The sequence below is a fragment of the Paraburkholderia sp. DD10 genome (genome assembly GCF_049177125.1).
In the GTDB taxonomy this organism is placed as follows: Bacteria; Pseudomonadota; Gammaproteobacteria; order Burkholderiales; family Burkholderiaceae; genus Paraburkholderia; species Paraburkholderia terricola.
In genome coordinates this window covers 54,524-74,606 of the sequence record NZ_CP185392.1, presented here as the reverse complement: position 1 = coordinate 74,606, position 20,083 = coordinate 54,524, and the positions used below count along the sequence as shown (strand labels likewise).

Sequence of the window (20,083 nt, the reverse complement as noted above, 5' to 3'; positions counted from 1 at the left end):
CGTGTTCGGAAAGCGCGCCTATTCGGCGAGCAGGCGGAATTCGGCGGCGAGGCGTTCGGCGTTCCACGCATTGCCTTCCGGCGTGCGGAAACCCACGCGATTCAAACCGTCGACCACCTCGTGCAATTCCGTCGCGCCGGCTTCGAAAACTTTTTCGAGCGCGTCGCCGAAGTCGTTCTCGTACTGGGTCGGCTCCGCCTTACGCGTTTGCCAGATGAAGTTCTCGCTCTCGCCCGGCTTTTCGATTACGCCCTTGCCGGCCACGTTGTTGGGCTGCGGCGCGAGCCACGGCTTCAGGAAGGGATTGAAGTTCACGGCTACCTCTCGCATGTCATTCCACCTTGATCTGGATTTCTTCGCCGGCGAGACGCACCGAGTACGTCTTCAGGTCGCGGCCACCGGGCTCTTTCAGGCATTTGCCGGTCGGGATATGGAACACGGCTTCATGCAGCGGGCACTCGACGGTGTCGCCGTCGACAAACCCCTGCGTGAGCAGCGCATACGCATGGGGGCAGACGTTTTCGAGCGCGTACAGCGCGTCGCCCACCTTGTAGATGCCGATCTCGGTGCCGTCGAGCTTGAACTCGAGCGGCGCGTCTTCGGACAGATCGCCGGCATGGCCGGCGCAGCGCCATTGGTCAGTCATTTCTCGCCTTTTTCCTGAAGCCTTATGTTCCATATAAGGAACAGTGGTTCGTGTATGGATAAGTATAGAAACGGCTTCGACGAGAAGAAATAAAAATTTCCACTGGTAGGGGAAAACACCGAGCGTGACACCCCGGAACACTGCGCCGCGTGGATTGCGAAGACGCCATTTGTGGCTGTGTGCCTTGATGGGCTTGGCTTTACGGTGACTCCCGCACTCCTTGCGACAGCCTTCATGCGGGTTTATCCCGAGCCCGAAAATTTTATTTTGACCGCTGTTTGAGTCACTATAATTTTCCATAGGCGATACAAACGCCCATATATGGAACAAATAGCGCAGTAGTTTGGCGTATGAGCCAGAGCTGCATTCAATCCAAAAGCACGGATCAGGGACGGCGAAATCGGCGCGCGCCATCCGCCGCGCGATCAGGAGGACCAACGGTGAAGCACATCATTGCAGCCGGTTTGACGGCAGCCTGCGCAACGACAGGCGCATGGGCGCAAAGCAGCGTGACGCTATACGGCAGCCTGGATGCCGGCGTTGCGTATATCAGCAATGCAGGCGGTCATTCGAAGTGGATCATGGAGCAAGGCAACATGCAGCCGGACCGCTGGGGCCTGAAAGGCGTGGAAGATCTGGGCGGCGGTTTGAAGGCGGTTTTCCAGTTGGAAAACGGCTTTTATACGAACACCGGCAACTTTGCGAAATCCGGCACGCTGTTCAATCGCCACGCTTTTGTCGGCCTGAGTTCGGACAAGATCGGCACGGTCACGTTCGGCCATCAAACGCCGTTCAGCTTCGACGTGTTGGGTCCGTTGAGCACGGCCTATCTGGCGGCGAGCTGGTACGCGTTTCACCCCGGCAATATCGACGAGCTCGCCGACACCGGCGTCGTGCCGTTCGACAATTCGATGAAATTCCGCTCGGCGAGTTTCTACGGCTTCACGGTCGGCGCGATGATGGGTCTCGGCAACACGACGAACTTCTCGACGGGCAAGACGCTGAGTTTCGCGCTCAGCTATGCGAACGGCCCGTTCAAGGCCGGCGCCACGTATGCGAACGAGCACAACCGCACGCCGTCGATCGTCACCACCGGCATCACCAACTTCCAGGGCGTGGCGGCAGCGAACTACAGCGCCAGCAAGGTCGAAAACATGGGCGCGGGCGCGTCATACCAGTTCGGCAAACTGCTGGTGCATGGGCTGTACACGCGTGTGAAGCTGGAATCGGCGGGACACTCGGACACCTATCAGAGCTACGACGTGGGCGCGAATTATCAGTTCACGCCGTTCAACAGCGTTTCCGGCGGCGCCGCGACGACGACGCTGGCCGGCCGTCGCTGGACGCAGTTCGAGATCGGCGATATCTATGCGCTGTCGAAGTCGACGCAGCTCTACGTGAATGCGCTGTACCAGCATGCCAATTCGAATGCGCATGCCGCGTTCTTCACGGCGGGCGTGTCGAGCGGCCGGAACCAGACGATCGTTCTGACCGGCATCCATCACTCGTTCTGATGTGAACGAAGCCGGCCAGGCAAACGGCCCGGCGGTGAAAACCGCCGGGCCGTTGCACGACATCCAGCGGAATCAGTGCGCCGCGACCGGCTTGCGGCGCGCCAGAACCGCGGTCGGATCGTCCGGCCGCGGGCGATAACTGAGTCGCTCGGACAGTTCGAGCGCCGCCTGGCAAACCGCGATGACGAGCGGTTCGCGCTCTTCAGCCTCGCCGATATCCGAACGCGGAATGGTGACGGTCAACGCGGCCGCGATCTTGCCGCTTTGATCGCGCACTGGCGCGCTCACCACGGAAATGCCCCGCTCGAACGATGCCTCGCTCAACGCGTAGCCGAGCGCCGCGCTTTCGCGCACGCGTCCATAGAGTTCTTCGACGGTGGCCGGCGTGCGTTCAGTGAAACGCTCCAGTTGCGGCTCGGGATAGAGTTGACGCAATTCCTCGAAACTCATATCGCCCATCAGCACCTGGCCGTGCACGGTGGCGTGCGCGGGCAGACGCGTGCCGACATGCACCTTCACTGAACTGAACATCGGCGCGTGGGTTTGCGCCTTGGCGACGAATACCACGTCGCGCTGGTCGCGAATCAGCAGATGCGTGCTCAGACCGGTGGCATCGCGCAAGCGTTCGAGGATCGGCGTGCCGACGTCGGTCAGTTCCAGCGAGTTCAGGTATTCAAAGCCGAGCCGCAGCACCGCGACACTCAGGCGGAAATAACGGTCGCCGTTCACCCGTTCGAGAAAGCCGAGTGCTTCGAGCGTCTGCAATAAACGGAAGGTGGTAGTGCGCGGAATGCCGATGCGCTTGGACAATTCGGGCGCGCCGAGTACCGGTTCGCGCGCGCTGAATTCGGCGAGGATGCGCAGGCCGCGCTCGAGGCCCGGCACGAGGTAGGTCGAGCCACCAGTGTTGTCTTCCTCCGCGGAGTCGGCGGCATCGGTGGAAGCGACGCGCTCCGAATGGGACATCGCCACGTCATCCTGCGAAGCCGGGGCCGCCGCGTTACGCGGCTTCGCACGCTTGCGTCCCGCTCCTGTCTGCTCTTCTTTTGCCATCTTGGCTGCCGTTTCTACTGTCATCGTCGTTAGATCAGCATGATAGCGCGAAGGAATCATGGATCACGCCTCGCGTGCGACGTTGCAATTCGCGTCACGGATGCACAACAATCGTGGGTCCCGGTGCTATTCTTTCCTCCGGTCGGTTGCGCGAGGTCTCACCGCCGCGCTTTCGCTCACCAGCGTTTGGAGGCCACGCCCATGTCCGCATCCATTCAGGTTCAGGTTGCCGATTCGCACCTTTACCCCGGCTGCTCGGTGCGCATCGCGCATCTGCCCGAGCCGGCCCGTGCGGCCGAGGCGATCGTCGAATTCGCGGACGGGTCCGGCGCGCATGCCACCTGCCATCGGCGCGCATTCGACGAACTCGAATTATCCGTGGACGGTTACGCCACGCAAAAACGCCATCCCGTCGACGCAAAACATTGGCTTCTGCTCGCCGTTGACGCAACGCACAACAGTTGGCGCGTGAAGCGTCGATTGCCTTAGCTGTTCGCTTGGCCTACCCCTCGCCGGCGTCTTCCGGCCACCTCTCGAACCCGCAACGCGTACCAGGCGCGCCGCCCCCGGCGGCGATCGATGTCTGTCACGCACAATTCGAAACCTACCGATGAACGACAACGACTCCACCCTGCCGCCCAACCCCGACGACGCCCCCAACGATCCCGAACGCCGCCGCGTCCTGACCGGTCTCGCGGCAGTCGGCATCGGACTCGCGCTGACCGGCTGCAAGACCGGGCAAACCGCGGCGGGCGACGCGACACGCAGTGCCGCCGACTTGCGGCTCGACGCGGCGTTGCGCGATCAGGTCAAGCATATCGTGGTGATCTACGCCGAGAACCGCAGCTTTGCGAACCTGTACGGTAACTTTCCAGGCATTCAGCATCCGCTCGATGCGGTCAGCGCCGAGCGCTATCTGCAACTCGACCGTGACGGCAGAACACCGCTGCCGCGCCTGCCCGCCATCTGGGGCGGGCTCGTGCCGCAAGCGCAGGAAGTGGACGGCAAGCGCTACATGATCGGCCAGAAGGACATCGGCAATCTGCAAAACGGGCCGTTCCATCTCACCGACGCGCAAGGCGCGCCGCTGCCGGCCGGCGTAATCACGCGCGACCTCGTGCATCGCTTCTATCAGAACCAGATGCAGATCAATGCCGGCCGCAACAACCAGTTCGCCGCATGGGGCGATTCGGGCGGCCTCGTGATGGGGCACTACCGCAATTCCGCCGACACGTTGCGGCTGTGGAGTCTCGCGCAGCAGTACACGCTGTGCGACAACTTCTTCATGGCGGCCTTCGGCGGCTCGTGGCTCAATCACATCTTTCTGATCTCGGCGCAGGCGCCGTTCTATCCCGACATCCACAATAGCCCGGCGAAGAAACTGGTGTCGGTGATCGAAGGCGACGATCCGACCGGCACGCGGCTGAAGCAGGCGGCCGACTCGCCCGCCTCCGCGCTCGACGGCCCGCCGAAATTCGTCAATGACGGCACGTTCACCGCCGACGGTTATGCCGTCAATACCATGGCGCCGCCCTATCAGCCGAGCAACGTGCGGCCGGCCGAAGGCGGCAATCCGGCCCTTGCGGACTTCTCGAATCCGCGCGTGCTGCCGCCGCAACGCTATGCGACGATCGGCGACCGTCTGACGGACAAGGGCGTCGATTGGGCCTGGTACAGCGGGGCGTGGCAATACGCGTTGGAGCATCAGGACACGGGCGCGGTGCCCGACTTCCAGTATCACCATCAACCGTTCAACTACTTCGCCAATTACGCGCCGGGCACGGCGGCACGCCGCAAATATCTGCGCGACGCGGGCCTCGGCAACGACGCGTCGAGCAATCACCTGATCGCGGACATCGACGCGGGACGTCTCCCGGCCGTCACGTTCTACAAGCCGCAAGGCGATCTGAATATGCATGCCGGCTACGCGGACGTCGAATCGGGCGACCGTCACATCGCGAACGTGATCGAGCATGTTCAGCGCGGCCCGCAGTGGGCGAATACCGTGGTGATCGTCACCGTCGACGAAAACGGCGGCTGGTGGGACCCGGTCTCACCGCCGAAAGGCGACCGCTGGGGTCCGGGGTCGCGGATTCCCGCGCTGGTGATTTCGCCGCTGGCGAGGAAGGGGTATGTCGATCACACGGTGTACGACACCAACTCGATTCTTCGCCTGATCAGCCGCGTGCATGGACTGGCGCCGCTCGAAGGCGTGGCCGCGCGCGACCGGGCGTTTGCGAGCAACGGGCTCGCGCCGCTCGGGGATTTGACCGCGCCGTTGGATCTGCTTTAAGCGCTCGTCGCGCGCAGTGTGTTCGCGGAGCCGCTCGCAGTTGGCGGCGGCTCTGCCGCGGCTAGCTGGTGAGTCCCGCCAACCGCCGCGAATCGCTGAGCCGCCGCATGCACCGATGCGCTGTCCGTTGCGCGCAGAACGTTGCCGTAGTCAGGCATCCCATGCATGCCGCGAGTTGTAGAAATCGATGCCGCATGGCTCGGCTGCGCGAACGACGATGACCGCGCGGCAATCGTACAGCCGTGCGCTTCATGGCGTCCGCATTTTTTTGTGCGCCGCTCACACACCCGGCTTGCATAACACGCGCAGCGACATAGACTCTTAAAGCCCCACTCTGTAATTGCACGGAACTGCCATGCGACTGACCATCCTGATCAACGGTTCCGATCCCACCGTGAACCACGATTACGCTGTGCTATGGCTCGATACCGACGAACATCGGTGGTCGAGAGAAGCACATCAGGGGATCGATCTGCCCCCGTGGGGCGAGTTGCACGATGAAGACGGCGTCACCACGCTCTGTGCGCCCAGCACGGATGCGCCGCTGTGCACGCTGCGCGGCTTGCACGTCGACCGCAAGCAGCGCGTGAGCGCGGCGCAAGGCGCCGCCGCATGGACTGCCTTGCCGACGCGCGCAAAAACCAGCGGCTTCTGGCGCCTGCAAGCGGTCGATCGTCAAACGGTCCACGCTGAACACAGCGTATTCGGAAATTAATATCCGGCGCTTTCTTCCATTCGGTCGAAATTCCCGCTCACGTACACGAATGCGCGCAAGCGCGCGCATTCGCTCGCCGGCCGATACGTCATGCTCCGTTCTCCACGTGTTTAAGCTCGACTTAAGCTGACGTGCGTAGAGTCGGAAATCCACGCATTGGGGTCGCTGAAAAGCGGCCCGTTTTTTTTGTGCGGCGCATGCGCAGGGATTGTTCGCGCCGCACGCCCGCTTCCCTTCGCCGCCACCGCGTCCCCCCGCGTTTTTTCCGCGTTCAGCGCCGCTCGATTCGGAGTCGCGACGCTATACTTGCGCCCCCAATCCCCCTGACTGACTGACACATGAAGAAGTGGTTTGCCTGTCTGTTATTCGCCGTCGCCGCTCACGCGAGCGCGGCGTCTTCCTGCACCCAGTTCACACCGAATGCGCAATGGCCGGTTCTGATCAATCAGAAGATGGCGCCGAAAGCGCGCATGCTTTGCTATAGCGATTTCGCGGTTCTGCATTCGGGCATCACGCACGGTCCGCTGTGGTCCGCCGAGCTTTTGACGCGCGACCACATCGAAGCCGCGAAAGACATGGTGCGCACCAACAAATTCTTCGAGGACAGGCGTCTGCCCGACGGCGAAGGCGCAACGCTCGCGGACTACAAACGCAGCGGCTTCGATCGTGGTCATATGAGTCCGGCGGGCAATCGCTGGAATCAGCAAGCGATGGCACAATCGTTCTCGCTGGCGAACGTCGTGCCGCAAAACCGTGAGAACAATCAGCGCTTGTGGTCGCGCATCGAAACGGCGGTGCGCAAGATCGCCATGTCGTATGACGATACCTACGTGGTCACCGGGCCGATTTTCAGCGGCCAGCAGTTGCAGACCATCGGGCCGACGCGCGTGTTCGTGCCGACGCAGTTATTCAAGGCCGTCTACGTGCCTTCGCGGCAACTGGCGTTCGCCGTGGTGGTGGAGAATGTCTCGACCAGCCGTTACGAGATCAGGACGATTCACGAACTCGAAGCGGCATCGGGCATCCGCTTTCCGGGCATACCGGAGAATCTCAAGGATCAGCGACCGGGAGGACTGAAAGGTGTTTAAACCCTATTCGAACGATGACGACGTGCTCAACATTCAGGGCGACGCGCTGACCGTGAGCAACGGCACCACGCGCGTCGTCGTGAACGGCACGCTCGAACTGACCAGGGACCAGCGTGGACTGAAGGCGGCGCTCGCGCTGAAGGACGCGGTGGACGCGATCGTCGCCGCATTGCAGGCGGACAGCCAATTGCCCGCGAAAGTGAAAGACGAGCCGGATGCGAAACCGGGCGTCGTGCGGAATCCGTTTCAATAAGGCGCCCGCCGCGGCTGTCACGCGAAGGCGGAAAGACGCGCGCCGCCTTCGCCCTGATCCAACCTGTTTCATAGCTTACGTTTTGTCACCACGGCGCCGTCAACTCCTGTCTTCCGGTCAACGTTAAACCGGCAGCGCTGAACATTCCAGTTCGGCCGCCGAAGACGAAACCACCGTAAGACCGAAGAACCAATCGGTTAGATCGGTTAAAACAGGAGTTACACCATGAAGACGCTTTTCGCCGCTGTTGCTTCCGCCCTGCTCGTGTCGACCGCTTTTGCACAAACGGCCGCACCGTCGACCACCGAATCCGCACAACCCGCGCAAACGCAAGCCGCCGGTCAGGCGAATCTGAAGGCGAACACCGCCGCGCAAACCGGCGCCGCGGACGAAAGCACCGCCACGAGCAAAGCGCCCACGAAGGCCGCGAGCAAGGCGCATGTGAAAAAGACCTCCACCACGCACAAGGCAAAGACGCATAAAGCCACGAAGAAGACCGTTGAAACCGGCGCTGCCAAGGACAAGACGGAGAGCGCGAACGAGGCCAGCACTGCCCCGGTAAAAACCGACGGCGCAACGACCGACACGACGAAAACGCAATAACACGTGTACGGTTTCGGCACGCAGCGGCCACGCAGACGTAAATAACTCAGGCTGAGCTGTGCCGTTCAGGGAGGGGCGAGTCTGACGACTCGCCTTTTTTCATGCGCGTTCGACACGCAATTCCGTGAAGCCGACCAACGCGGCGACCGCATGATTTTTGCGGCGAGCCCCGCAATTTTTGCGCTGCGTTTACTCGCATGCATCTAATCTGACACTGTCTCGACTCACCACGGCGTCAACCCATGCCGCGTCATATGGCTCTCACCCAATCGAACAACAGCTTCGCCGCGCAGCCGCTCAGCGCGCCGCCGGTTCAGCATAACAACGTCATTCCCTTCCGCTCGTCGCGCGCCCGCTTGCAGGTAACGCTGCCGCACTCGTCGCGCGATCTTCCAGCAACGCTTCTGCGTGCACTGCTTCACTCCCCGCTTGGCGTGTATGTCGTCGGCATGGAAACCGTCCGCGAAGAAATTCGCGTGGAGCTCGACATTGCGCTCGACGACGTCGATTTCACGCTGCATACGCTGATCTCGACGCTTCCGGCAGCACTGATCGGACCGTTGAGGCAGCGCACGCTCGCAAAGGCGCGCTGACGAAGGCGATGCTCGCGTTCGATCACCCGCTCACCGACGAAACGCGCATGCCGATCACGCGCGCCTCGGCGCAACTCATCGAACGTCTGGGCACGGCACGCGACAAGCTGCAAGGCCGCCTCTTCAATGGCATCGAAGGCGAGCGCAGCTTTTGCGTCAGCAGCAAACCGAACGCGTGCCAGTACTCGGGCGTGCGTTCGAGCAATGCGCCGAGCGCGGCGCACGGCACATGAAACAGCGCGGAATCGCGTTCGGCATACGCATCGTGGGTTCGCGCGCGATTGTCGAACAACGCGATCTCGCCGAACCAGTTCACCGGCTCGATCACGGCGAGCAACGCTTCCTTGCCGCTCGCACTGGCCGCGCCGATTCTCATCAGGGCGTCGAGCACGCAATAGAGGCCATCGTCGGAATCGCCGCGTGTGAAGAGCCGCTCGCCCGGCGCAAGATATTCGACGCGGCCCGCTTCCAGCAACGGTGCCCGCATGGCGGCAGGCGCGGAGCGAAACCACGCGCTGCGCGCAAGCAACGCGGCAAGCTCATTCGATGCAAAACTCGCAGTCATGCGACGGCATCCTGTCCGATTGTCGGCTAACCGATGGTTTCAAATTCCGCCGCCCGCGATTATGCTGACTTTGACAAAGGAGCGGCATCCATGAGAACGCTGACGCAACAGCTTACGCAATACGCGGCCTATCACCGCGACCGGCGCAACATCGCCACGCATTTCATCGGCATTCCGCTAATCGTGCTGGCTCTCGGGGTGTTGTCGAGCCGGCCCGCATTCGCCGCCGGCGCGCTGCCGTTTGCGTTGTCGCCGGCGTGGATCTTGTTTGGCGCGGCGACCGTCTATTACCTCGTGCTCGACGCGCCGCTCGGCGCGATGATGGCGCTCGTTTCAGTGCTGTGCGTTGCGTTCGGCCAGTGGCTCGGCGCGCAATCCACGCTCATGTGGCTCGCCACCGGCATCGGCCTCTTCGTGATCGGCTGGGTATTTCAGTTCGTAGGCCACGTGGCCTACGAACATCGCAAGCCGGCGTTCGTCGACGACGTAATCGGCCTGTTGATCGGCCCGCTATTCGTTCTCGCCGAAGCGCTGTTCGCTTTCGGCTGGCGGCCTGCGCTGCGCGAAGCGATCGAGGCGCAAGTCGGCCCAACTCGCATCAATGCGGATCATGCGGCGGCGCATCGTTGAGCAACGCAGCAGGACCCGGCCAAGTCCTAGGTCGGCGCGAGCCGAACGAGCCGCACGCTATGCAAGGCGGTCAGCGCGACCGCGATCCAGATCGGAATATAGGTGGCCAATTGCTCGGCGCGCAGTGTTTCGCCGAGCAACGTGATCGAAACGAGCACGAGCAACACGGGCTCGACATAGCCGAGAACGCCGAACAATGCGACCGGCAACAGACGGCTCGCCTTCAGGTAGGAAGCCAGCGCAAGGGTGCTGAGCGCGCCGAGGCCCGGCAAGAACAGGCACCACATGTCGAGGCGGCTGCCGATCACCGTCAGCGAATCGCCGCTGAGGATAAACACCACCGCCGCCGGCAACAGAAGCGCCATCTCCACCGTGAAGATCGCGAGCGAATCGTGCTGGATCTTGCGGCGCAACACGAAATACGGCGGATAGCCGAGCACGACGAGCAAGGTGGGCCACGAAAAAGCGCGTGTCATCCACAGTTCATGACCCACGCCCACGGCGGCGCAGATAACGGCGAGCCACTGCAAGCCGTCGAGACGCTCGCGATAGTAGAAGCGCCCCACCAGCACCATCGCAAGCGGCAACAGGAAATAGCCGAGCGAGACTTCGAGCATGCGGCCATGTAACGGCGCCCACAGAAACACCCACAGTTGCGCGCCGAGCAGCGCGGCGCTCACGACCATCGCGGCGGCAATCTTCGGCTCCGTCACCATGCGGTAAACAAGTTGCCGGAAAATCGGCATGCGTTGGCGTAGCACGATCAGCAACAGCGCGCCGGGCACGGTCCACACGATGCGCCACGCGAATATGTCGAGGCCGCTCAGCGGCGCGAGCAGTTTCGCGTAAACCGAGAGCAAGGCGAACATTGCCGATGCCCCCACCGACAGTGCGATACCGCGTCTGAGGTCGTACTGGTTCATCGCGCGAACCGTTGCGCATGCGATGCGCACGCAGGCGCGAATGCGGATGTGTGCAGCGCAACATCGCGCGGTGCGGCGGCTATTGTTGTCATTGGATGTATTCGACAGATCACGAGGCAAGCGGCATTCTAGACGGGTTATCCGCTTGCCGCTTCGCGCGTTGTCGAGCCGCAGGCCGCAATTTATTTCGTGCGCATCGCGCGTCGATGCACTAGAACATAACTTCACGCGCGATGGGCGAATCGGAGACATTTCACCCGCAACGTCGCGCGCCATGCCTCAAGCGCGAATCTTGCTAGACGGTCTGTCGCGGCATCGTTTGCCGACGACACGCTTCTCGACTTCGTTTGCAACGCCGTTTGAACGCATTTGCCACCTCAACGAGCCGGGCCGGCTACAACATGGTCAACACGGACCGAGCCCCCTTCTTTCCCTGCGGCATGCATCAACGTTTCGTCGAATCCGCATGCCGCCGCCCGGCCAGCAATCCTGCTCATCGAATGTGACTACTGGAGCCAGCATGACCCAGCCAGCCCTCTCGCACGACGCATCCCCCGACCTGCGCTCAGCCTTCGCCGCCGAGGTTCGCGCGGGACTCACCCATACGCCGCAGAAAGAGCTGCCGTCGAAGTATCTGTATGACGAAGTAGGCTCCGCGCTGTTCGAAGTCATCACCGTGCTGCCCGAATACGGCGTGACGCGCGCCGAGGAGCGACTGCTCGCGAGGCATGCCGCCGACATCGTCGCCCATTTGCCGCATGACGTCACGGTCGCCGAACTCGGCAGCGGCAGCGGCCGTAAAACACGGCGCATTCTGGAAGCACTGTGTAAAAAGCGCCCTACTTCTTACTGCCCGATTGAAATTTCTCGCAGCGCGTTGCAGTTGTGCAGGCGCGAACTCGGCGACATCGAGCGGATTTCGATCGTCGGTTATGAACGCGATTACCTGGCCGGTCTCGCCGAAGTCAGCAAGAAACGCGCGGCGGACGAAAGGCTGCTCGTGCTGTTTCTGGGCAGCACGATCGGCAATTTCGGCAGACTCGCGGCGACGCGTTTTCTGCGCGACATCCGCACCATGCTCGCGCCCGGCGACGCGTTGCTGCTCGGCACCGATCTGATCAAACCGACGCCGGTGCTGATCGCGGCCTATGACGATTCGATCGGCGTGACGGCATCGTTCAATCTGAATCTGCTCGCGCGCATCAATCGCGAACTCGACGGCGATTTCCCGCTCGATGCGTTCGAGCACGTCGCGCGCTTCAACCCGGACGCGCGCAGCATCGAGATGCATTTGCGCGCCACACGCGACCTCATCGTGCGCGTGGGCGCGGCCGAATTGACGGTGTCGCTCAAGGCGGGCGAAACCATCTGGACCGAGAGCAGCCACAAATATCGCGCGGAAGAAATGCACCCGATCGCCGACGACGCCGGCTTTGCATGCACCCATCAGTGGGTCGAAAAGGAATGGGGATTCGCGGAGAGTTTGCTGGTGGCGCAATAGGCCAATAAGCGGTCAGCGCCCCGAGACGCGAGACGCACAAACAGCAAGGCGGCGGGCCATCAACCCGATGGCCCGCCGCCTTTGCCTTTACGGATCTTCGTAATGGCCGCTCAGTGCTGCTCGAAACGCTCAAAGCGTTTTTCGGTCGCGCGCTCCTCGCCGGCCACCTCGGTCACGCGCGCCGCCGGCGGGCCGTGACGCAGCCACGACAGCATCCGGTCAACCTGATTGGCCGAACCTTGCAGCATCGCTTCGACGGAACCGTCGTCGAGATTCGCCACCCATCCCTTGATACCGAGCGCGTGAGCCTGGCGCACGGTCGCGTGGCGAAAACCGACGCCCTGCACGATGCCGCGCACCCGCACGTAATATGTTTCGATCCGCTGATCCAGATCCGGGGCCATGCCGTCCTCGCTACACGAAACTTTCAAGCCGGCATTCTAGTCGCGTCGCGGCGAGCTTGCTCGGCGGCTTGCGGGTTTGCCTTGCGCACGCGCCCGGCACGCGCCCGGCACGCATCGCGCGACACGCGGCGCGCGCGCCACGTACAATCCGTCGACTGTCACGCGGGAAATGGAAACAGAATGTCCGAACAGAATCGCGATCTCGTGCTCGTGACCGGCGCATCCGGCTTCGTCGGCTCGTCGGTGGCGCGCATCGCGCAACAAAAGGGTTTCAAGGTGCGCGTGCTGGTGCGCGCCACCAGTCCGCGCAAGAACGTCGAGGCGCTGGACGCGGAAATCGTCGTGGGCGATATGCGCGACGAAGCGTCGATGCGCGTCGCGTTGCGCGGCGTGCGTTACCTGCTGCACGTCGCCGCCGACTATCGCCTGTGGGCGCCGGACCCAAGCGAAATCGAGCGCGCGAATCTGGAAGGCACCGAAGCGACCATGCGCGCGGCATTGCACGAAGGCGTGGAGCGCATCGTCTATACGAGCAGCGTGGCGACGCTGAAAGTCACCAGTTCGGGCCAGTCCGCGGACGAGACCTCGCCGCTCAAGGCCGATCAGGCCATCGGCGTGTACAAGCGCAGCAAGGTGCTGGCCGAGCGCGCGGTGGAGCGCATGATCGCCGAGGACGGCCTGCCGGCGGTGATCGTCAATCCGTCCACGCCGATCGGTCCGCGCGACGTGAAGCCCACGCCGACCGGGCGCATCATCGTGGAGGCGGCGCTCGGCAAGATTCCGGCGTTCGTGGATACGGGGCTGAACCTCGTGCACGTGGACGACGTGGCGGCCGGCCATTTTCTCGCGCTCGAACGCGGCAAGATCGGCGAGCGCTACGTGCTCGGCGGCGAGAATCTGCCGCTTCAGCAAATGCTCGCGGACATCGCGGCGCTGACCGGCCGCAAGGCGCCCACGCTGAGCTTGCCGCGCTGGCCGCTCTATCCGCTCGCGATGGGCGCGGAAGCGGTTGCGAGATTCACGAAGCGCGAACCGTTCGTCACCGTCGACGGCCTGAAGATGTCGAAGAACAAGATGTACTTCACATCGGCGAAGGCGGAACGCGAACTCGGCTATCGCGCGCGGCCCTATCGTGAAGGCTTGAGTGATGCGCTCGAATGGTTCCGGCAAGCCGGCTTCCTGAAGCCCTGACAAACGCGCTGACGCGTGCATGAACGATCACGCCCGCGCCGCACGACCCGGCGCGGGCGTCAGCATTTTGTTACAACGTCAACGTGGTTGCGACAGGTAAAAGCCTACGCGCAGCAGGTAAAATCGCGGGTCTTACCAGAGAAACCTCGCATGAACCTTCACGAACAGCTCGGCGCACTGGAAACGGGCGTCGATCAGCTCATTCAGGCTGTCGTGGCCCCGCAGGCCGAAAACATCCCCGAGACACCCGCACCTGCCGCCGTGGAGCAAGCGCCGGCGTCCGTGGAGGAGTCCGCCGCGCAGCTTCAGCCCACGCTCGAAATCAATCGCCCCGCGCAGAACGAGATCACCATGACGATCGGCGGCCAGACAGTCGCGTTGCGTGCTGACCAGATCGGCAAGCTGATCGAGGAATTGTCGAACGCGCGCGCGTCGATGACGCCCGAGCCGCCGCCCGGCATCCCGCCGGGTTGGCGCTTCGTGTCGACCAGGAATCCGGTCATGGCGGTGCAAAAACAGTCGAATGGCGACCGTTTGCTGGTCATGCGCCACACCGGCCACGGCTGGGTGCCGTTCACGTTCTCGCCCGACATGGTGATCCAGCTTTACATGATGCTCACCAAGGGTTGAGATGAAAAAGCGGCGCTCCCGGGCGCCGCTTTTCGTTCAAGCCGTTCTTCGCAACACGCGGCGCGACGCCTCAACGCTCCTGCACCGGCGCCTGCACGCGCGCCTTCCATTGCCCGCCCTTGCCACGCCAGTAGCGCACCGCCGACGCGAACGTCGCGCCGACATAAAACAATGCCACCAGCGGCAGAAACGGCGCCCACAACGGCGAGCGGCGATAGTAGCCGAGCATCGGCGCGTAGGCGCAGCACATGGCCGCCCACGCCAGCCACGCGGGCCAGCCCACCGGACCGAGCACGAGCGCGGCCACGGGCGGCATCAGGTAAATGATCGTCATGCCGGCCAGCGTGCCCGCCAGCAGCAGCGGCGAGTAATGCAACTGCGTGAAGGCGGTGCGCGCGATCATGTTCCAGATGTCACGCCAGCTATCGTACGGACGCAGCGACACGCTGCGCGCCGCCACGTCCAGACGAATCGGATGACGCCCCGTGCCGCGATGCTTGATCCGCGCGGCGAGACTGCAGTCGTCGATCAGCTCGGCACGGATCGACTCGATGCCGCCCGCTTCCTCCAGCGCGCCGCGGCGCACCAGCATGCAGCCGCCCGCCGCCGCCGCCGTGCGATTGCGCGGGTTGTTGACCCATGCGAACGGATACAGCTTGGCGAAGAAAAACACGAACGCCGGAATCAGCGCCTTTTCCCAGAACGAATCGCAGCGCAGACGCACCATCAGCGAGACGAGGTCGCGCTGCTCCGCATCCGCGCGAGCCACGAGTTGCGCGAGCGCATCCGCCGGATGGCCGATGTCGGCGTCGGTCAGCAGCAGAAAATCGGCGGGCACGCCGAGCGTGCGCACCGCCTCGATGCCTTGCGACTGCGCCCACACCTTGCCGGACCAGCCAGGCGGCAGCGGTTTCGCGGCGAGCACCGTCAAGCGGTCGGGGCATTGCAGTTGCAGCGCGGCGGCACGGGCCGCGTCGGCGGTGCCGTCGGTGCTGTGGTCGTCGACGACGATCACGTGGAAATCGCCCGCATAGTCCTGCTGAAGCAGCGTGCTGACCGCCTGGGCGATCACGTCGACTTCATTGCGGGCGGGCACCACGGCGGCGACCGCCGGCCAGGTTTCGCGCGGCGCGAGCGCGAGCGGCGCGGCGGGACGCGCGCGCCAGAAACCGCCGCGCGCGAACAGCAGCACACACCAGATCAACAGCGAAAGACACGAAAGAAGAAACAGAACCGCCGCCATTAAGCATTACCCTCGATTGAACGCGCTTGCCCGCCGACGCGCCGCGACAGGCGCATCACCACCGTGCGTACCGCGACGACGCACCAGTCGAACGTGTTGAGTTCGGGGCGCGCGCGAAATACGTCGTAGCCCGCCCCCTCGATGCGCTCCAGAAAACGCAGACCGCCGTGGACGGCGCCGCACAGCTCGATACCCAGCCGCCCCGGAATGCGCAACGCGAGCGGCGCGCCGCGCACCAGCATCTCGCGCGCGAACGCGACTTCGTGCGCCATGAGTTCGCGCCACGCGTCGTCGACGACGCCGTTGGCGATGTGCGCCTCGGTCACGTTAAAGCGCTGCAGGTCGGCGAGCGGCAGATACAGGCGGTCCTGTTTCCAGTCGGCCGCGACGTCGAGCCAGAAGCTGATCAACTGCGACGCCGTGCAGATCGCGTCGGCGTCGGCGAGATTCTCCGGCGTGGCGGCGTCCATCAGATGCAGCAGCAGATGCCCGATCGGGTTCGCCGAATGCCGGCAATAATCGAGCAATGCGGCGCGGTCGGCGTAACGGTTGGCGTCGATGTCCTGCCCGCACGCAAGCAGCAGGTCGTACAACGGCGCAAGCGGCAGCCTGTATTGCGCCACCACGCCGGCCAGCTTGCCGAACAGCAGCGGATGCACGCGAGCGGCGCGGCGCGCCGCCACCGCGTCGAGACCGGCGCGGAAGTCGGCAAGGCGCGCGTGCCGCTCGGCCGCGCTCCAGTCGCCTTCGTCCACGATGTCGGCGGCGGTGCGCACCACCTGATAGAGAATGCCGGCGGGCGCGCGCAGCGCCTTCGGCAGCAACACGCTCGGGACCGGAAAGTTTTCGTATTGATCGACGTCCATCCAGCGAGCCTCGATTCCAGTCTGTAATGCGGCCGCGAAACCGCGCCGCAGGACCACGTAGTTTAAGGGTTCCGATAATCCGGTGCAGCGTGTAATCATTGCCGCGCATTGCCGCGCATTGCCGCGCGCGCAGCCAATATGCCGCCTGGCGGCAACCGCTCCACTGCGGCGTGCGCCCAACGCCTGGCGGGCCTGGCAAAGCAAAGCCGGCCTGATAGCGTTAGAATGCGCGTTTGGTTTTGCTACCCGGCGGCATGGCGCCGGCGTTCAAGACGTCAACTAATTAGATGATCGCGGCGATAAAGTCAGATTTACCGGCTTCTTCGAATCCCGCGTCAGTCGGAGTTCGCCAACTTATGCGAGTCATCCTTGCTCAACCCCGGGGCTTTTGTGCGGGCGTTGTTCGTGCAATCGAGATTGTCGATCGCGCACTACAGCAACACGGCGCGCCCGTGTATGTGCGCCACGAGATCGTCCACAATCGGCACGTGGTCGACAATCTGCGCCAGAAGGGCGCGCGCTTCGTCGAGGAGCTCGATGAAGTGCCGCAAGGCGCCGTGGCGATCTTCAGCGCTCACGGTGTCGCGCAAACCGTCGAACGCGACGCCGAGGCACGCGGCCTCGACGTGCTCGACGCGACCTGCCCGCTCGTCACCAAGGTGCACGTGCAAGGGCGCCAGTATGTGGGCGCGGGGCGCACGCTGATTCTGATCGGCCACGCCGGGCATCCCGAAGTGGAAGGCACGATCGGCCAGATCCCGGGCAAGGTGCTGCTGGTGCAGAGCGAAGCCGAAGTCGCGCATCTCGACCTGCCGCTCGACACGCCGCTCGCTTATGTGACGCAAACCACGCTGTCGGTGGACGACACCCGCGGCATCATCGACGCCCTGCTGCGCCGTTTTACCGACATCGTCGGTCCCGATACGCGCGACATCTGCTATGCCACGCAAAATCGCCAGGCGGCGGTGCGCGAGTTGAGCAAGCAGGTCGACGTGCTGCTCGTGGTGGGCGCAACCAATAGTTCGAACTCGAACCGGCTGCGCGAGATCGGCAGCGAAAGCGGCGTGGCGAGTTATCTCGTCGCCGACGGTTCGGAAGTGAAGCCGGAATGGTTTGCCAACGTGCAGACCGTCGGCATCACGGCGGGCGCTTCGGCGCCGGAAGAGATGGTGAAGAACGTGATCGATGCGCTGAGCGCATTGGGGCCTGTCGATGTCACGACGATGGCGGGCCGTGAAGAAAAAGTCGAATTCAAGTTGCCATCGAAGCTGATGCAACCACTCGCTGCACGCGAAGTTTAAGGAGGACGTCTTGTCTATTCCGCTGCTACAGAAAGTTCGGGTCGGCGCATACATCATGCGTCAGCATCTCTCAGGCAACAAACGCTACCCGCTCGCATTGATGCTGGAACCGCTGTTCCGCTGCAATCTCGCCTGCAATGGCTGCGGCAAGATCGACTATCCGGATCCCATCCTGAATCAGCGTCTCTCGCTGGAAGAGTGCCTGGGCGCAGTCGACGAATGCGGCGCGCCGGTGGTGTCGATCGCAGGCGGCGAGCCGTTGCTGCACAAGGAAATGCCGCAGATCGTGAAGGGCATCATCGCGCGCAAGAAGTTCGTGTACCTGTGCACGAATGCGCTGCTGATGGAAAAGAAAATGGACGACTACGAGCCGAATCCGTACTTCGTCTGGTCGGTTCACCTGGACGGCGACCAGCAGATGCACGATCACTCGGTCTCGCAAGACGGCGTCTACGAGAAGGCGGTCGCGGCGATCAAGGAAGCCAAGCGCCGCGGTTTCCGCGTGAACATCAACTGCACGCTGTTCAACGACGCCGTGCCGGAGCGCGTGGCCGCGTTCTTCGACACGGTCGGTCCGATGGGCGTGGACGGCATCACCGTTTCGCCGGGCTATGCGTATGAACGCGCGCCGGATCAGCAGCACTTCCTGAACCGCGACAAGACCAAGCATTTGTTCCGCGAGATTTTCAAGCGCGGCAACAACGGCAAGAACTGGTCGTTCAGCCAGTCGGCCATGTTCCTCGACTTCCTGGCCGGCAACCAGACCTACGAATGCACGCCGTGGGGCAACCCGGCGCGTACCGTGTTCGGCTGGCAAAAGCCGTGCTATCTGGTCGGCGAAGGCTATGTGAAGACCTTCAAGGAATTGATGGAAACCACGGAGTGGGAAAAGTACGGCACCGGCAACTACGAGAAGTGCGCTGACTGCATGGTGCACTGCGGCTTCGAGGCAACGGCCGTGATGGACACGGTGGCGCATCCGCTGAAGGCACTCAAGGTCAGCTTGCGCGGTCCGAAAACGGAAGGCGCGTTCACCAAGGACATTCCGCTGGACAAGCAACGCCCCGCCGATTACGTGTTTTCCCGCCACGTCGAGATCAAGCTGGAAGAGATTCAGCGCAGCGGCAAAGGCAAGAAGGTGCAGACGGCTACTGCGCACTGAGATGGTTCAGGGGCGGTGTTGCGCCGCCCCGTATAGCGTTATAAAGGGTTATGAAAAAAGCGCGGTGGCAATCAAAGCCACCGCGCTTTTTTATCTGCAGGCAAGGAAGAGGGCTTACCCCGCGCCGCGCGCATTGTGCGCGGTCAGGAACTTGATCAGCCCGTCGACCCCGCCCTTCGAAAGCTGATCGGCGAACTGCGTTTGATAGACCTGAATCAGCCAGGCGCCCATCATGTTGATGTCGTAAATCCTCCAGCCGGAGGGGCCCTTGGTCAGCCGGTAGTCGATGGCGTCGTCGCCGCCGCGACTGAGTACATGCGACTGCACCACGACGTCCCTGGCGCCGGCCGGAACATTGGCCGGCAAGAACTTGAACTTCACATCCTGATCGCGCAGTTGCGAAAGCGAGGAAGCGTAAGTGCGCACGAGCAGCAGCGTGAATTGCTCATATAACTGCTTTTGCTGCTCGGGCGTCGCGGTGCTCCAGGCCTTTCCGACAGCAATGCGCGTGGTGCGCTGAAAGTCCGTTGCCGGCACGAACCGCGTTTCGACCAGTTGCGTGATCTTCGCCATGTCGCCGCCGCGCGCCTGCGGATCGGCCTTCATGGCGCTCACCGTGCCCTCGACGGCACTCTTCACCAACGCATCGGGCGCGCTTTGCGCATAGGCCGCCGTGGACACCACGGCCGCAGCCAGAAAAGCAGACAGATAACGTTTCATACGCTCGCCAGAACTGGAAGAAGTCAGCGCCGCGAAGTTCACAAGTCCGCGGCGAAAGCAGGATAGACCAGTATACCGATATTGCGTTCCCGCTCGGCATGGCCGGACCGGGAGCCGCGTTTGCTACCTCGATTTGTTACGCCCGGTTGCCGACGGTTGCCGACGAACCTGAGTCAGATCGCCTCGGCT

22 protein-coding genes and 1 pseudogene are annotated in these 20,083 nt (G+C 63.1%); 14 read left to right on the top strand and 9 right to left on the bottom strand.

Annotated elements, in window-relative coordinates:
- Nucleotides 1-18: 18 nt before the first annotated feature.
- Together ACOCG7_RS00385 and ACOCG7_RS00380 are read right to left on the bottom strand one after the other, a co-directional pair.
- Nucleotides 19-330: a recombinase-like helix-turn-helix domain-containing protein gene (locus ACOCG7_RS00385; RefSeq protein ID WP_073429679.1), complete on the bottom strand. Its 312-nt coding sequence runs from the start codon at nucleotides 328-330 to the stop codon at nucleotides 19-21.
- A gap of 1 nt (nucleotide 331) precedes the next feature.
- Nucleotides 332-646 (bottom strand): non-heme iron oxygenase ferredoxin subunit, encoded by a 315-nt coding sequence (locus ACOCG7_RS00380; protein ID WP_073429678.1) that lies wholly within the window; start codon nucleotides 644-646, stop codon nucleotides 332-334.
- A gap of 440 nt (nucleotides 647-1,086) precedes the next feature.
- Here ACOCG7_RS00380 and ACOCG7_RS00375 point away from each other — a divergent pair, with 440 nt between their 5' ends.
- Nucleotides 1,087-2,160, top strand: a complete 1,074-nt coding sequence (locus ACOCG7_RS00375; protein ID WP_421376284.1) for a porin — start codon at nucleotides 1,087-1,089, stop codon at nucleotides 2,158-2,160.
- Between the two features lie 72 nt (nucleotides 2,161-2,232).
- Here the strand turns inward: ACOCG7_RS00375 and ACOCG7_RS00370 are convergent, their stop codons facing one another.
- Nucleotides 2,233-3,213: an IclR family transcriptional regulator gene (locus tag ACOCG7_RS00370; RefSeq protein ID WP_083081903.1), complete on the bottom strand. Its 981-nt coding sequence runs from the start codon at nucleotides 3,211-3,213 to the stop codon at nucleotides 2,233-2,235.
- Between the two features lie 201 nt (nucleotides 3,214-3,414).
- On the opposite strand from ACOCG7_RS00370, the gene ACOCG7_RS00365 reads away from it, so the two are divergent.
- From ACOCG7_RS00365 to ACOCG7_RS00335, 7 genes are all read left to right on the top strand, one after another.
- Complete coding sequence (locus ACOCG7_RS00365) at nucleotides 3,415-3,702, top strand: hypothetical protein (RefSeq protein ID WP_083081902.1); 288 nt, start codon at nucleotides 3,415-3,417, stop codon at nucleotides 3,700-3,702.
- Nucleotides 3,703-3,823: 121 nt separating this feature from the next.
- Nucleotides 3,824-5,506: an acid phosphatase gene (locus ACOCG7_RS00360; protein ID WP_421376282.1), complete on the top strand. Its 1,683-nt coding sequence runs from the start codon at nucleotides 3,824-3,826 to the stop codon at nucleotides 5,504-5,506.
- Nucleotides 5,507-5,861: 355 nt separating this feature from the next.
- Complete coding sequence (locus ACOCG7_RS00355; RefSeq protein WP_073429673.1) at nucleotides 5,862-6,221, top strand: DUF3564 domain-containing protein; 360 nt, start codon at nucleotides 5,862-5,864, stop codon at nucleotides 6,219-6,221.
- A gap of 338 nt (nucleotides 6,222-6,559) precedes the next feature.
- A complete protein-coding gene (locus ACOCG7_RS00350) occupies nucleotides 6,560-7,309 on the top strand; it encodes a DNA/RNA non-specific endonuclease (RefSeq protein WP_073429672.1) in 750 nt (249 codons plus the stop codon).
- A complete protein-coding gene (locus ACOCG7_RS00345; RefSeq protein ID WP_073429671.1) occupies nucleotides 7,302-7,562 on the top strand; it encodes a hypothetical protein in 261 nt (86 codons plus the stop codon). Before ACOCG7_RS00350 ends, ACOCG7_RS00345 begins: the two co-directional genes overlap by 8 nt.
- Nucleotides 7,563-7,787: 225 nt before the next feature.
- Nucleotides 7,788-8,165 (top strand): hypothetical protein, encoded by a 378-nt coding sequence (locus tag ACOCG7_RS00340; protein ID WP_083081898.1) that lies wholly within the window; start codon nucleotides 7,788-7,790, stop codon nucleotides 8,163-8,165.
- Nucleotides 8,166-8,419: 254 nt separating this feature from the next.
- Nucleotides 8,420-8,758, top strand: coding sequence for a hypothetical protein (locus ACOCG7_RS00335; RefSeq protein WP_421376279.1), 339 nt, complete (start codon nucleotides 8,420-8,422; stop codon nucleotides 8,756-8,758).
- 92 nt (nucleotides 8,759-8,850) lie between these two features.
- Here the strand turns inward: ACOCG7_RS00335 and ACOCG7_RS00330 are convergent.
- A pseudogene (locus tag ACOCG7_RS00330) lies at nucleotides 8,851-9,323 on the bottom strand (Crp/Fnr family transcriptional regulator); the annotation flags it as partial.
- A 90-nt stretch (nucleotides 9,324-9,413) separates the two neighbouring features.
- Between ACOCG7_RS00330 and ACOCG7_RS00325 the strand changes: the two are divergent.
- Nucleotides 9,414-9,953 carry a DUF962 domain-containing protein gene (locus ACOCG7_RS00325; RefSeq protein WP_421376277.1) on the top strand — a complete coding sequence of 180 codons (540 nt, stop codon included), beginning with the start codon at nucleotides 9,414-9,416 and terminating at the stop codon, nucleotides 9,951-9,953.
- Nucleotides 9,954-9,979: 26 nt separating this feature from the next.
- Here the strand turns inward: ACOCG7_RS00325 and rarD are convergent, their stop codons facing one another.
- On the bottom strand, nucleotides 9,980-10,876 hold the full coding sequence (gene rarD / locus ACOCG7_RS00320) for an EamA family transporter RarD (protein ID WP_421376275.1): 897 nt from the start codon (nucleotides 10,874-10,876) through the stop codon (nucleotides 9,980-9,982).
- 520 nt (nucleotides 10,877-11,396) lie between these two features.
- Between rarD and egtD the strand changes: the two genes are divergently transcribed.
- Nucleotides 11,397-12,377 carry an L-histidine N(alpha)-methyltransferase gene (gene egtD / locus ACOCG7_RS00315; RefSeq protein ID WP_073429667.1) on the top strand — a complete coding sequence of 327 codons (981 nt, stop codon included), beginning with the start codon at nucleotides 11,397-11,399 and terminating at the stop codon, nucleotides 12,375-12,377.
- A gap of 110 nt (nucleotides 12,378-12,487) precedes the next feature.
- Here the strand turns inward: egtD and ACOCG7_RS00310 are convergent, their stop codons facing one another.
- Complete coding sequence (locus tag ACOCG7_RS00310; RefSeq protein WP_073429666.1) at nucleotides 12,488-12,781, bottom strand: acylphosphatase; 294 nt, start codon at nucleotides 12,779-12,781, stop codon at nucleotides 12,488-12,490.
- A gap of 180 nt (nucleotides 12,782-12,961) precedes the next feature.
- Between ACOCG7_RS00310 and hpnA the strand changes: the two genes are divergently transcribed.
- Both hpnA and ACOCG7_RS00300 read left to right on the top strand, forming a co-directional pair.
- The gene (gene hpnA, locus ACOCG7_RS00305; RefSeq protein ID WP_073429665.1) at nucleotides 12,962-13,972 is read left to right on the top strand and encodes a hopanoid-associated sugar epimerase; all 1,011 of its coding nucleotides are present in this window, start codon (nucleotides 12,962-12,964) and stop codon (nucleotides 13,970-13,972) included.
- A gap of 150 nt (nucleotides 13,973-14,122) precedes the next feature.
- A complete protein-coding gene (locus tag ACOCG7_RS00300) occupies nucleotides 14,123-14,602 on the top strand; it encodes a hypothetical protein (protein ID WP_073429664.1) in 480 nt (159 codons plus the stop codon).
- A 70-nt stretch (nucleotides 14,603-14,672) separates the two neighbouring features.
- Here the strand turns inward: ACOCG7_RS00300 and ACOCG7_RS00295 are convergent, their stop codons facing one another.
- Both ACOCG7_RS00295 and hpnC read right to left on the bottom strand, forming a co-directional pair.
- Nucleotides 14,673-15,845 carry a glycosyltransferase gene (locus tag ACOCG7_RS00295; RefSeq protein ID WP_073429663.1) on the bottom strand — a complete coding sequence of 391 codons (1,173 nt, stop codon included), beginning with the start codon at nucleotides 15,843-15,845 and terminating at the stop codon, nucleotides 14,673-14,675.
- Entirely contained in the window at nucleotides 15,845-16,711 is an 867-nt protein-coding gene (gene hpnC / locus ACOCG7_RS00290) for a squalene synthase HpnC (protein WP_073429662.1), read from the bottom strand. The genes ACOCG7_RS00295 and hpnC overlap by 1 nt, the downstream gene beginning before the upstream one ends.
- Before the next feature lie 356 nt (nucleotides 16,712-17,067).
- Between hpnC and ispH the strand changes: the two genes are divergently transcribed.
- Entirely contained in the window at nucleotides 17,068-18,012 is a 945-nt protein-coding gene (gene ispH, locus ACOCG7_RS00285; RefSeq protein WP_073429661.1) for a 4-hydroxy-3-methylbut-2-enyl diphosphate reductase, read from the top strand.
- A 10-nt stretch (nucleotides 18,013-18,022) separates the two neighbouring features.
- Nucleotides 18,023-19,174 carry an adenosyl-hopene transferase HpnH gene (gene hpnH / locus ACOCG7_RS00280; RefSeq protein WP_073429660.1) on the top strand — a complete coding sequence of 384 codons (1,152 nt, stop codon included), beginning with the start codon at nucleotides 18,023-18,025 and terminating at the stop codon, nucleotides 19,172-19,174.
- Nucleotides 19,175-19,288: 114 nt separating this feature from the next.
- Here hpnH and ACOCG7_RS00275 read toward each other — a convergent pair whose 3' ends face one another.
- Complete coding sequence (locus tag ACOCG7_RS00275) at nucleotides 19,289-19,894, bottom strand: MlaC/ttg2D family ABC transporter substrate-binding protein (protein WP_244745563.1); 606 nt, start codon at nucleotides 19,892-19,894, stop codon at nucleotides 19,289-19,291.
- Nucleotides 19,895-20,083 lie beyond the last annotated feature (189 nt).

Excerpts from the sequence above, each read along its gene's own strand:
- ACOCG7_RS00355 (WP_073429673.1), top strand. The coding sequence starts at position 5,862 with ATGCGACTGACCATCCTGATCAACGGTTCCGATCCCACCGTGAACCAC.
- ACOCG7_RS00275 (WP_244745563.1), bottom strand. The coding sequence starts at position 19,894 with ATGAAACGTTATCTGTCTGCTTTTCTGGCTGCGGCCGTGGTGTCCACG.
- ACOCG7_RS00340 (WP_083081898.1), top strand. The coding sequence starts at position 7,788 with ATGAAGACGCTTTTCGCCGCTGTTGCTTCCGCCCTGCTCGTGTCGACC.
- ACOCG7_RS00380 (WP_073429678.1), bottom strand. The coding sequence starts at position 646 with ATGACTGACCAATGGCGCTGCGCCGGCCATGCCGGCGATCTGTCCGAA.
- ACOCG7_RS00360 (WP_421376282.1), top strand. The coding sequence starts at position 3,824 with ATGAACGACAACGACTCCACCCTGCCGCCCAACCCCGACGACGCCCCC.
- ACOCG7_RS00385 (WP_073429679.1), bottom strand. The coding sequence starts at position 330 with ATGCGAGAGGTAGCCGTGAACTTCAATCCCTTCCTGAAGCCGTGGCTC.
- rarD (WP_421376275.1), bottom strand. The coding sequence starts at position 10,876 with ATGAACCAGTACGACCTCAGACGCGGTATCGCACTGTCGGTGGGGGCA.
- hpnA (WP_073429665.1), top strand. The coding sequence starts at position 12,962 with ATGTCCGAACAGAATCGCGATCTCGTGCTCGTGACCGGCGCATCCGGC.
- ACOCG7_RS00300 (WP_073429664.1), top strand. The coding sequence starts at position 14,123 with ATGAACCTTCACGAACAGCTCGGCGCACTGGAAACGGGCGTCGATCAG.
- ACOCG7_RS00350 (WP_073429672.1), top strand. The coding sequence starts at position 6,560 with ATGAAGAAGTGGTTTGCCTGTCTGTTATTCGCCGTCGCCGCTCACGCG.
- ACOCG7_RS00325 (WP_421376277.1), top strand. The coding sequence starts at position 9,414 with ATGAGAACGCTGACGCAACAGCTTACGCAATACGCGGCCTATCACCGC.
- egtD (WP_073429667.1), top strand. The coding sequence starts at position 11,397 with ATGACCCAGCCAGCCCTCTCGCACGACGCATCCCCCGACCTGCGCTCA.
- ACOCG7_RS00310 (WP_073429666.1), bottom strand. The coding sequence starts at position 12,781 with ATGGCCCCGGATCTGGATCAGCGGATCGAAACATATTACGTGCGGGTG.
- ACOCG7_RS00295 (WP_073429663.1), bottom strand. The coding sequence starts at position 15,845 with ATGGCGGCGGTTCTGTTTCTTCTTTCGTGTCTTTCGCTGTTGATCTGG.
- ACOCG7_RS00365 (WP_083081902.1), top strand. The coding sequence starts at position 3,415 with ATGTCCGCATCCATTCAGGTTCAGGTTGCCGATTCGCACCTTTACCCC.
- hpnC (WP_073429662.1), bottom strand. The coding sequence starts at position 16,711 with ATGGACGTCGATCAATACGAAAACTTTCCGGTCCCGAGCGTGTTGCTG.
- ACOCG7_RS00370 (WP_083081903.1), bottom strand. The coding sequence starts at position 3,213 with ATGGCAAAAGAAGAGCAGACAGGAGCGGGACGCAAGCGTGCGAAGCCG.
- ispH (WP_073429661.1), top strand. The coding sequence starts at position 17,068 with ATGCGAGTCATCCTTGCTCAACCCCGGGGCTTTTGTGCGGGCGTTGTT.
- ACOCG7_RS00335 (WP_421376279.1), top strand. The coding sequence starts at position 8,420 with ATGGCTCTCACCCAATCGAACAACAGCTTCGCCGCGCAGCCGCTCAGC.